The 10,014-nt window shown below is 72.3% G+C and carries 11 protein-coding genes and 1 riboswitch; of the genes, 3 read left to right on the forward strand and 8 right to left on the reverse strand.

Annotated features, from left to right (window positions below; translation table 11 throughout):
* A partial coding sequence (locus tag HW578_RS17530; RefSeq protein WP_232479065.1) for an energy transducer TonB occupies positions 1 to 393 on the forward strand: 393 nt, incomplete at its 5' end.
* Positions 394 to 611: 218 nt separating this feature from the next.
* Entirely contained in the window at positions 612 to 1,172 is a 561-nt protein-coding gene (locus HW578_RS17535) for a cob(I)yrinic acid a,c-diamide adenosyltransferase (protein WP_198371905.1), read from the forward strand.
* A gap of 94 nt (positions 1,173 to 1,266) precedes the next feature.
* On the opposite strand, the gene HW578_RS17540 is transcribed toward HW578_RS17535, so the two are convergent.
* The 8 genes from HW578_RS17540 to HW578_RS17575 form a co-directional block, all read right to left on the reverse strand.
* On the reverse strand, positions 1,267 to 3,252 hold the full coding sequence (locus HW578_RS17540) for a TonB-dependent receptor plug domain-containing protein (protein WP_198371906.1): 1,986 nt from the start codon (positions 3,250 to 3,252) through the stop codon (positions 1,267 to 1,269).
* A 150-nt stretch (positions 3,253 to 3,402) separates the two neighbouring features.
* A riboswitch (cobalamin riboswitch) is annotated at positions 3,403 to 3,619 on the reverse strand.
* Between the two features lie 263 nt (positions 3,620 to 3,882).
* Positions 3,883 to 4,548: an exopolysaccharide biosynthesis protein gene (locus HW578_RS17545; protein ID WP_198371907.1), complete on the reverse strand. Its 666-nt coding sequence runs from the start codon at positions 4,546 to 4,548 to the stop codon at positions 3,883 to 3,885.
* Between the two features lie 257 nt (positions 4,549 to 4,805).
* A complete protein-coding gene (locus tag HW578_RS17550) occupies positions 4,806 to 5,600 on the reverse strand; it encodes an enoyl-CoA hydratase (RefSeq protein ID WP_232479066.1) in 795 nt (264 codons plus the stop codon).
* A 5-nt stretch (positions 5,601 to 5,605) separates the two neighbouring features.
* On the reverse strand, positions 5,606 to 6,826 hold the full coding sequence (locus tag HW578_RS17555) for a CaiB/BaiF CoA transferase family protein (protein WP_198371909.1): 1,221 nt from the start codon (positions 6,824 to 6,826) through the stop codon (positions 5,606 to 5,608).
* A gap of 69 nt (positions 6,827 to 6,895) precedes the next feature.
* Entirely contained in the window at positions 6,896 to 7,321 is a 426-nt protein-coding gene (locus HW578_RS17560) for a CBS domain-containing protein (RefSeq protein ID WP_198371910.1), read from the reverse strand.
* Positions 7,322 to 7,426: 105 nt separating this feature from the next.
* The gene (locus HW578_RS17565; RefSeq protein ID WP_198371911.1) at positions 7,427 to 7,849 is read right to left on the reverse strand and encodes a CBS domain-containing protein; all 423 of its coding nucleotides are present in this window, start codon (positions 7,847 to 7,849) and stop codon (positions 7,427 to 7,429) included.
* Positions 7,850 to 7,920: 71 nt separating this feature from the next.
* On the reverse strand, positions 7,921 to 8,781 hold the full coding sequence (locus tag HW578_RS17570; protein ID WP_198371912.1) for a sulfurtransferase: 861 nt from the start codon (positions 8,779 to 8,781) through the stop codon (positions 7,921 to 7,923).
* Complete coding sequence (locus tag HW578_RS17575) at positions 8,778 to 9,743, reverse strand: Bug family tripartite tricarboxylate transporter substrate binding protein (RefSeq protein ID WP_198371913.1); 966 nt, start codon at positions 9,741 to 9,743, stop codon at positions 8,778 to 8,780. Before HW578_RS17575 ends, HW578_RS17570 begins: the two co-directional genes overlap by 4 nt.
* 81 nt (positions 9,744 to 9,824) lie before the next feature.
* On the opposite strand from HW578_RS17575, the gene HW578_RS17580 reads away from it, so the two are divergent.
* The coding region (locus tag HW578_RS17580) for a DUF1194 domain-containing protein (RefSeq protein ID WP_198371914.1) at positions 9,825 to 10,014 on the forward strand (190 nt) is incomplete at its 3' end.

The raw sequence follows: 10,014 nt of genomic DNA on the forward strand, positions 1-10,014 counted from the left end.
CGGCCCGCGCGGCCACCAGCCGCACAGGGGCAGATGCGGCTCGATGCCGGCCTCGGCGCGCTGCCCGATCCCTCCTTCGGCGCCCGGGCGATGGGCGCGGTGGTGCCGCCCGGCACCGATGCCGGCCAGCGCAACGCGCCACCCGACTACCCGCCCGAGAGCCGCCGGCGTGGCGAGGAAGGCGTGGTCCGCCTGGCGCTGCGCGTGGGTAGCGACGGGTCGGTGGAGGCGGCGGAGGTCGCGGTCAGTTCCGGCCATCCGCGGCTGGACCAGGCGGCGGTGGAGGCTGCGCGGCGTTGGCGCTTCCGCCCGGCGATGCAGGGCGGCCTGCCGGTGGCCGGCACGCTGTCCACCGCGGTGCAGTTCCGCCTGACCGATGCGCGCGACCGATGATGCGCCATGGCTTGTCCTGTGGCCGATCCGCGCCATAACGGAGGCATGAGGCTGCCCGAAACCCCGCTCCGCCGGCCACGCCCCGCCAGGGGGCCTCGCACCGCGCGAGGGCGTTCCGACTGGCGCCGCGCAATCCCTTCCGCGCCGCCGCGGGCGGGCCAACGCGCCGGGATCACGGCGTCGGCCCCCCGGCCGGCGCCGGTGCTGGAGGCAGCGCCATGGTGAAGCTCGACGTGATCACGACGCGCGGCGGCGATGCGGGGGAGACCTCGCTCGGCGACGGGCGCCGCGTGCGCAAGGACGCGCTGCGCGTCGAGGCCTATGGCACGGTCGACGAGGCGAATGCCGTGCTGGGCCTGGTGCGGCTGCATACCGCGGGCGATGCGGAGATCGATGCGATGCTCGGGCGCATCCAGAACGAGCTCTTCGATGTGGGCGCCGATCTCTGCGTGCCTGGCGAGGCGGGCGCGCGGCTGCGCGTGAGCGATGCGCAGTCGGTGCGGCTCGAGGTCGAGATCGCGCGAATGAACGCGGCACTTGCACCGCTGCAATCCTTCGTGCTGCCCGGCGGCAGCGCGGCCGCGGCGCATGCGCATCTCGCGCGCACCGTGGTGCGGCGCGCCGAGCGCCTGGTGGTGGCGCTCGCCGCGGAGGAGGAGGTGAACCCGGCAGTGGTGCGCTACCTGAACCGGCTGTCGGACCACCTCTTCGTGCTCTCGCGCCACGCCAATGCCGCGGCGGGCGGCGACGTGACCTGGGTGCCCGGCGCGACGCGGTAGGGTGGCGTTGCGCGGCAGGAAGGCCAGTCGACCGGGCGCTGCCGCGTGATCCGTCCGGTTGGATCACGCGGCGCGGGCGCGCCCGGCCTGTGGATCAGAACGCCCCGCGCATCCCCACCACCGCGCTGCGGCCGGGCACAACGAAGGCATTGGCCGGCTCGTAGCGGGTATTGCCGATGTTGCGCATCTCGACGAAGGCGGTGAGCTGCGCGGTGACCGGCAGCGAGGCCGTCAGGTTGAACAGCCAGCCCTCGGGGTTCTTGCCGGCGGTGCCGATCGCCTGGCCGTTATCCTCGTAGCGCGCGAAGGCGCCCTCGGGCGAGGCGCCGACATACAGCAGCTCCGGCGCGATCACGAGGCGCGAGCGCGGCAGGTCGAACCAGCCCACCTCGGGCGCGATGCGTGCGGTCAGGCTGGCGACATTGCGCGGACGGCGCGGCAGCGGCGTGTCGGTCGCGGTGTCGCGCGCCTCCAGCACCGTCCAGGAGCCGGTGGCGGAAAGCCAGTCGAAGGGCCGCACCGTGATGCCGAACTCGCCGCCGCGGATGCGCGCCTGGTCGATGTTCTCGAGCGTGGTGAAGGTCGGGTCGAAGTTGATCAGCCCGCGGATGCGGTTGTCGAAGTACAACGCGGACAGCGTTGCGTAGCGGCCGATGTCGGTCTCCCAGCCGACCTCCCAGGAGGTCGAGCGTTCCGCCTGCAGGTTCGGATTGCCGCGGAAGAAGCTGCCGATCACGCCGTAGCGCTGGTACAGCGAGGGCGCCTTGAAGGCGGTGCCGCCGGAGCCGCGCAGCCGCGAGGAGATCTCGGGGAGCTCGAGCACGGCGCCGAGCCGCCAGCTGGTCTCGGAGCCGTAGTCGTCGGTGTCGTCGAGCCGCGCGGCCGCGGTCACGTCGAGCCGCCCGAACAAGCGCGCCTGCGCGCCGACATAGCCATACCCGCTCGACGACCGCGCATCGACGGTGGTGCGGAAGAAGGGCGAGCCGGCGGCGCTCTGCGCCTGCTCGCGGTCCCAGCCGCCGCCGAAGGTCAGTGCCGCGTCGGTGAAGATGCCCTCGGCCGAGGGCAGGCGCAGCGTGTTGTCCCAGGCGATGCCGCGGCGTTCGCCGTTGTACAGGTCGTCCGCGGTTGACCGCGTCAGGCTGTCGGGGAAGTTGGTGTAGCGGCGGCGGTCATGGCTGCCCGAGACGCGGAACCCCGTGGTCCAGGCGCCGCCCGCGAGGTCGGTCTGGCTGCGGATGAAGCCGAACCAGTTGCGGTCCTGCCCGGTGTAGTTCGGGTCGTCATTGGGCACGTTGTCGAGCCCGGCGGTGTTCTCCCGCCAGCGCAGCAGCCCGTCGATGCGCGTCTGCCCGATCGCGGCATCGGGCGTGGTCTGGCCGATCGTCACCCCCATGCGCGCGGTCATGGCTGCGGCGCGCAGCCCGTCGCGCTCGCCCTGGTTGGTGGTGATGCGCGGGGCGATGACGTTGTAGCCCTGGGTGGACAGCGCCTGGCCGGTGATGCCGTAGTCGAAGGCGCCGATCGTGCCGCCGGCGCCGACATAGCCGCGCGCGGTGCGCTGCGTGCCGCCGGCCAGTTCCCCATAGGGGGCGAAGGTGCGGTCGCGCGGCGCCTGGCGGGTGATCAGGTTGACCACGCCGCCGATCGCCGCCGTGCCATACACGGCCGAGACAGGCCCGCGCACCACCTCGACGCGTTCGACATCGCCGAGCAGTTCGTTGCCGAAGTTGAAGGCGCCATTGGGTTCGGCGGAATCGTTCAGCGGAACGCCGTCGCGCAGCACCAGCACGTGGCGCGAATTGGTACCGCGCACGAAGCCCGAGGCCTGCTGGCCGGGCCCGCCCGCCTGCACCAGGCGGAAGCCCGGCACGGCGGCGAGCGCATCGGCCAGCGTGACGTAGCCGTACGCCTCGATGTCCTGGCGGGTGATCACGGTGGTCGCCGCCGGGATTCGCTCGGCCGGCGTGGGCACGCGCGTCGCGCTGACGATCATGTCCGGGATTGCGGGTTGCGGGTCCTGCGCCCAGGCGGGGGCGAGGGGGGCGAGAACAAGTCCGACGAGGATCCGGTGTTTCATCCGGGGTTCCCTCCGTGCACGTGCCACGTTTCGCCCCCTGTCCTTGCGGGCAGGGAGCGGGCTGGCGTCGTGCTCGCATACGGAGGGGCGCCGGCGTTGCGGCGGGCGCGCCCTTGGTCCGTTGCGCCGGTGCACCCCGCCCGGCACGCGCGAGACAACTCTGCGCCGGCCGGTCTCCTGGCTCGCGACGGGGAGGGGGCGGGTGCCCCCTCCGCCGGTCCCGCCTTCTCGCGCCGCGGCGCAATGGCATGTGGGACCGGGCTCGTCGCCTACAGTTGCGGGGGCAGCCGCGGATTGGCGGTGGGTCTCACCGCGTCGCGCGTTCCCGTTTCAGCCCTTTCGGGCCACCGGTGCATGCCCGGAGCCTAGGGCGCGCGGCGCGCTCCGTCCATGGGGCGCCGGCCAGGCCCGCGGAACGGTCGCGTGGCATTGCGCGCAGCCCATGCGGGTCGCGCCTCGCACGATCCGCATGCGCACAGCGCGACCGCGCCCAGACGATCGGCCGGTCAGGCCGGACCCGTGCATGGTGCGCAAGCCAGGACCACGGAGCGTGCGCCCGGCGCCTGAGGGCAAACAAGTGGATCACGGCCTTGCCCGATGCGGAAGCGAACGGCCGCGGTCGCTGCCCGATCAGCCCGGGGAGCCGCCGCCGAACATCCCCCACAGGTAAGCCACGCCTTCCAGGCCCCACCACAACAGCGCCAGCAGCACAACTGTCGCGAAGAGGTTGCCGAGGATGGTGAGCGCCATGCCGAGCCCGACCACCTTGCTGTCGTTCTCGACGACGCCGAGCGCCATCACGATGGTGCCGAAGGCGGGCGGGCCGTTGGTGCCGGGGCCCGGCAGGATCAGCATCAGCGCCGCATAGGCGGTGAGCCACCCCACCACCTTGTCGGCCGCGGGGCTGGTGAAGGGTCCCGGCCGCGGTCGCACCCAGCGCTCGATCTTGCTGATGGCACGCGAGACGCGCGTATCGGCCCCCGCCGTCAGGCGCATCACGTCGCTGCGCTTGAGCGACTGCCGCGCGATGAAGCCCGGCAGCTTCGGCTTGCGGAAGCCGAGCCCCATCTGCACGCCCAGGATCAGCATGGGCGTACCGAAGACGCTCGCCATGCCGGGCAGCAGGCCGGGCAGGCAGAGCATAAGGATCAGCAGGCCGAAGGCGCGGTCGCCGAAGGCTTCCGCCATTTCGCCGAGCGTGATGCGCTCGCCCGGGCATTGTGCGGCGACCTCGGCCACCAGCCGCGTGATCGGCGCCGAGGCGTGGGACTCGGCGAGGGAGGCGGCGTCGTTCATGCGCCCTGCACAGCAAGCGCGCGGCACGCATGCCGCGCCGCGCAGCCGATATCGTCGATCATCGAATGTTTAGCCCCCGTCTCGTCCCAGGCCGGCCCGTGGGCGGCGGCCTTCTTGCCGGACCGACCGCCCTGCTGTGCTCTAGCATGGCCGGCCGGCCGCGCGGAACGGCCCCGTGCGTGTCAATTCGGACACCTGGGCCAGGGTCTCCCGGACCGCTTGAGAACGCGCCATCGGGCGCAGCCCCCAACTGTGGGTCAGCGACCCTGGAAGACCGGCTTGCGCTTCTCCATGAAGGCGCGCCGGCCCTCCTGGTAGTCGGCGCTGTCGAAGCAGGCGGCCATGGCGGCGTTGATGGCCGCGATGTCGCGATCCGCGCGGTCCTGCAGCACGGCCTGCACCGTGCGCTTGTTGGCGTAGAGCGACAGCGGCGCGTTGCGCGCCAGCGTGGCCGTCAGCGCCGCCACCTCGTCCGCGAGCGCATCGGCCGGCACCACCTTGTTGATGAGGCCAACGCGCTGCGCCTCGGTCGCGTCGAAGCGCTCGCCGGTCATCAGGATCATGTGGGCGTGGGCCGGGCCGACCAGGTCCACCAGGTGGCGCACCATGTCGAAGCCATAGGCGATGCCGAGCTTTGCCGCCGGGATGCCGAACTGGCTGCCCTCGGCGGCGATGCGGATGTCGCAGGACATCGCGATGCCCAGGCCGCCGCCCATGCAGAAGCCGCGGATCTCGGCGATCACGGGCTTGGGGAAGGTGGCGAGGCGCAGCCGCCCGCCGGCGGTCTGCTTGCTGTATTCGCGCTGCGCATCGGCATCCGATCGCAGCTTGTCGAACTGGCTGATATCGGCCCCCGAGACGAAGGCCTTGTCGCCCGCGCCGGTGAGCACGACGCAGCGCACCGCCGCATCCTTCTCGAAGATGTCGAGCGCATCGCCCATGCCTGCCCACATCGCCACCGACATGGCGTTGCGCTTCTCGGGCTGGTTGAAGGTGATGCGGCCGACGCCGTCACTGATCCCGGCCAGGATCTTCCCGTCGGCGAATTCCATCGCGCTCATTCCCCGTTGATGACGCCGAGGCCGCGCAGGCGCACGACGTCGTCGTCGCTGTAGCCGGCTTCGCGCAGGATATCGGCCGAGTGTTCGCCCAGGCGCGGCGGGACGCGGCGCACCTCGCTCTCATGCCCCTCGATGTTGATGGCGCTGGAGACCAGGTGCGTCGGCCCGCGCTCCGGGTGGTGCATCGGCATCGCCATGCGCAGGTGCTGCACCTGCGGGTCGGCAAAGACCTCGTCCACCTTGTTGATCGGCCCGCAGGGAATGCCGATGCGTTCGAGCAGGTCGATCCAGTACTCGGAGGGCTTCTGCTTCATCACCGCGGCGATGGCGGCGTTCACGTCCTTCCGGTTGTCCGAGCGCCCGCGCGCGGTCTTCCAGGCCTCGACATCGAGCCATTCGGGATGGCCCAGCGCCTGCGCGAACTGCGCCCACATCTTGGGTGAGGAGGCGGCGATGTTGACCGGCTTGTCGGCGGTCTCGAAGGCGCCCATCGGGATGTTCACCGGGTGGTCGTTGCCGGCCTGGCCGGGCACCTCGCCATCCATCAGGTAGCGCGCCGCCTGCAGGTCGAGCATGAAGACCATGGCCTCGAGCAGGGAGGTGTGGACCCAGCGCCCCTTGCCGGTCTTCTGCCGTTCCCAAAGCGCCATCATCACCGCGAGCGCGAGCAGGTTGCCCGCGGTGAGATCGACGAAGGGAATGCCCGCGCGCATCGGCCCGCGGCCCGGCTCGCCGGTGATGGTCATCATCCCGCCCATGCCCTGGGCGATCTGGTCGACGCCGGCGCGCTCGGAATAGGGCCCGGTCTGGCCGAAGCCGGAGATCGAGGCGTAGATCAGCCGCGGGTTCACCGCATGCACCTGCTCGGGTGCGATACCGAGGCGATGCTTCACCCGCACGCGCATGTTCTCGACCAGCACGTCGGCCTTCGCCGCCAGCTTGTAGAATGCTGCCTTGCCGTCCTCGGTCTTGAGGTCGAGCGCGATGGAGCGCTTGTTGCGGTGCAGGTTCTGGAAGTCGTAGCCCTCCCGCGCGCCGCCGAGGCCATCGTTGAACGCGGGCGGCTCGATGCGGATCACCTCCGCCCCCCAGTCGGCCAGATGGCGCACGCAGGTCGGGCCGGCGCGCGCGAGCGTCAGGTCGAGCACGACGATGCCCGCGAGCGGCAGGGTGGTCTCCGCCGCGGCGTGGCGGGTGTCGGTGGGGCTGTCCGGCATGGTGTCCTCCTGCGCCGGACACTAGGGCGGGCGGCCAGGAGTGCCTAGACCGCCTCCGGATGGCGCAGGCTACCGCAGGACCTGGAAGATCTCCTCCTCGACCTCGATCTGCGCCCGCTCCAGCGCGCGGAAATCGCTGCGCAGCACCAGGCCCCGTACCCGTCCGCCATCGACCACCGGCACGTGACGGAACCCGCCGTCATGCATCAGGTGCAGCGCCTCGATCGCGCGGTTGCGTGGGCCGAGCGCCTCGACCCGCGCGGTCATGACCTCGCCCAGTGTGGTGGTGCTGGCGTCGCGCCCGGCCGCGAGGATGCGGCAGATCGCGTCCCGGCCGGTGAAGATGCCGAGCAGCCGTCCCTCGGCATCGGTCACGAGCACGGCGGTGGCCTCGGCCCCGCGCATCCCGAGGCAGGCAGACCGGACCGTCGCCTCGGGCGGCAGGCAGACGACGCGGCGATGCGGTGCGACCTCGATGAGGGGACGGTCCTTCATGGCGTTCTCCTCCCGCTGCGCGCAGAAGAGCCATCATAGCGCCGCGCGGGGCGGCGTTGGGTCACATCCTCGGTGTCCGGTCCGGGGCCGCGACGATGCCGCCAGTCAGCGCAGGGCTTCCATGAACCCCGTCTCATCGTCCAGGCGCGCATGCTCCTGGGCGCGGAAATCGTAGCGGGAGACGATGCCGACGACGCGCCCATCGGCGACGATCGGCAGGTGGCGGAAGCCGCAGTCGTTGAGCACCAGCAGCGCGTCCATCGCGCTGGCCTTAGGGCCGAGCGTCGTCGGGTTGCGCGTCATCACCGCATCGACCCGCGTGGCCTTGGCATCGAGCCCTTCCGCCAGCAGGCGCACCGCATCGCGGCCGGTGAAGATGCCGAGCAGCCGGCGCTGGTCGTCGACCACGAGCACCGCGCCGACGCGGCGTGCGTGCATGGCGGCGCAGGCCTGCGCGACCGTGGCCCCGGGGCCGAGGGCCAAGGGCTTCTGGTCGCGGACGATCTCGCCCATGGTGCGCTGGGTCATCGCGCCGGTCCTCCTCCGTCGAAGCCACATCTTCCGCCCGCGGGCGGCGCGGTTCCTTGACGCAGCGCAAGTCAGCCCGGGCCGGTCTCCATCGGCAGGGCGGGGTCGCGCCCCCATTCGTCGAGGCTGCCGTCATAGACCGCGAGGTCGCTCCAGCCCGCCCGCATCAGGTTGAAGGCGAGGTTGGAGGCCGCGATGCCGCCGCCGCAATAGGCGACCACCCGCTGGCCGGGCGCGATGCCGGCCTCAGCCGCCAGGGCGGCGATCGCCTCCGGCGCCAGGGTGGCATCGCCGAGCCGCGCGGCGGGCAGGTTCGCGCTGCCGGCGATCCGCCCGGGCCGGTGGTAGGTCAGCCCACCCGTCCCCGCGTGCTGCTCGGGCGAGAGCGCATTCACCACCGCTACCGCAGGGTCGCCGATCGCGGCCAGCACTGCGTCCCGGTCGGCGATGGCTCGCGCGCGCGGCCGCGGGACGAAGGGGCGTGGCGCGGGCAGGGGCGGCGGCGCGGGGCCGCTGTCGACCGGCAGCCCGGCCGCCTTCCACGCCGCGAAACCGCCCTCGAGCAGGCGCACCGCGTCGAAGCCGATCCAGTGCAGCGTCCAGAAGGTGCGCGTCGCCCAGTTGCCGCCCACGCGGTCGTAGATGACCACGCGGCTGTCCTCCCCGACCCCATGGGCGGCGAAGGCGGCGGTGGTGGCCTCCGGCGAGGGCAGCGCGAAGCGGAAGGGGCGCGCGCGGTCCCACAGCCAGTCCAGCGCATCGAGATGTACCGAGCCCGGGATGCGGTGCTTCTCGAAGGACGCCCGCGCGCTCTCCTGCAGCATGGTGGTGAGGTCGGGCGAGGGGCGCTGGAAGACGCTGCCGTCCAGCACCACCAGGCCCGGCGCGCCGAGTTCCGCCGCCAGCGCGGCAGGCGTGACGGTCAGGCTCATTCGGGCTGGAAGTTCGCGAGTCGCAGCAGCTCGGCGTTGCGCGCGACGTCGGCTGCGATGAAGCGCTCGGCCTCGGGCACGCTCTCGGCCACTGCCTCGAAGCCGAGGCCGGTCAGGCGTTCGACCACGGCGGGTTCGCGCATGCCCTCGACCAGCGCGGCGTTGTAGCGCGCGACGATCTCGGCGGGCACGCCGCGCGGCGCCCAGACCCCGTACCAGGAGTAGAACTCGAAGCCCGGCAGGCCGGCCTCCGCCATGGTCGGCAGGTCGGGCGCGAGGGGCGTGCGCGCCGCCGTGGCGATGCCGAGGCCGCGCAGCTGGCCGCCGCGCACCATCGGCAGCGTGGCCAGCACCGGGTCGAACATGAGCTGCGCATTGCCCGCCGCCACGTCGGTCAGCGCCGGGGCGGTGCCGCGATAGCCCACGATCTCGATGTTCGCGCCGGTCACGCGGTTGAACTCGATGGTGCCGAGATGCCCCGCCGAGCCCAGCGAGGAGGTCGCGAAGGACCAGCGCGCCGGTTCGGCCTTCGCCGCCGCGACGATCTCGGGAATGGTCCGCTGCGGACGCTGCGGGCTCATCACCAGCACGAGCGGGCCGCGGGCGGTGCGCGCCAACGGCACGAAGTCGGCCACCGGGTCATAGGGCACGTTGCGCATGACGGAGCGCGCCATGACGTGGATCGAGGCCGAGCCGAGGATGGTGTAGCCATCGGCGCCGGCCTGCAGCACCGCCTGGGAGCCCACCTGGCCATTGGCGCCGGAGCGGTTCTCCACCACCACCGTGACGCCCAGCTTCTCCTGGATCTTCTGCGCGGCCAGGCGGGACATCGCGTCGGTGGCCCCGCCGGGCGGGTAGGGCACGATCATGCGGATGTTGCGCGCGGGGAAGCCGCCCTGGGCCAGGGCGGGGGTGGCGAGCAGCGTGCCCGCCGCGCCGCCGAGAAGGTGCCTGCGTCGCATCGCGAAGTCTCCCGGGTCGTTCCGCGGCAGATTGCACGCCGCGGACGGTGCATCCAAGCGCCGCACATGCGAGGTTCGGGGATGGAGAAGGTCGATCTCGCGCTCTGTCTCGCCGTGGATGCGTCTTCCTCGGTGGACTACGACGAGTTCGCCCTCATGCTCGGCGGCTATGCCGCGGCCTTCCGCGACGACTCGGTGGTCGCCGCGCTGACGGGCGGGCCGCGCGGCGCGAGCGCGGCGGCGATGCTGCTGTGGTCGGGGCGCGGCGCCC

Origin of the sequence: Roseomonas rosulenta (genome assembly GCF_016106005.1) — a bacterium.
Lineage (GTDB): Bacteria > Pseudomonadota > Alphaproteobacteria > Acetobacterales > Acetobacteraceae > Neoroseomonas > Neoroseomonas rosulenta.

Bases quoted from the DNA above. Each gene is read 5' to 3' on its own strand.
- HW578_RS17555 (WP_198371909.1), bottom strand. From the start codon at position 6,826: ATGCCGGACAGCCCCACCGACACCCGCCACGCCGCGGCGGAGACCACC.
- HW578_RS17565 (WP_198371911.1), bottom strand. From the start codon at position 7,849: ATGACCCAGCGCACCATGGGCGAGATCGTCCGCGACCAGAAGCCCTTG.
- HW578_RS17570 (WP_198371912.1), bottom strand. From the start codon at position 8,781: ATGAGCCTGACCGTCACGCCTGCCGCGCTGGCGGCGGAACTCGGCGCG.
- HW578_RS17560 (WP_198371910.1), bottom strand. From the start codon at position 7,321: ATGAAGGACCGTCCCCTCATCGAGGTCGCACCGCATCGCCGCGTCGTC.
- HW578_RS17550 (WP_232479066.1), bottom strand. From the start codon at position 5,600: ATGGAATTCGCCGACGGGAAGATCCTGGCCGGGATCAGTGACGGCGTC.
- HW578_RS17535 (WP_198371905.1), top strand. From the start codon at position 612: ATGGTGAAGCTCGACGTGATCACGACGCGCGGCGGCGATGCGGGGGAG.
- HW578_RS17545 (WP_198371907.1), bottom strand. From the start codon at position 4,548: ATGAACGACGCCGCCTCCCTCGCCGAGTCCCACGCCTCGGCGCCGATC.
- HW578_RS17575 (WP_198371913.1), bottom strand. From the start codon at position 9,743: ATGCGACGCAGGCACCTTCTCGGCGGCGCGGCGGGCACGCTGCTCGCC.
- HW578_RS17540 (WP_198371906.1), bottom strand. From the start codon at position 3,252: ATGAAACACCGGATCCTCGTCGGACTTGTTCTCGCCCCCCTCGCCCCC.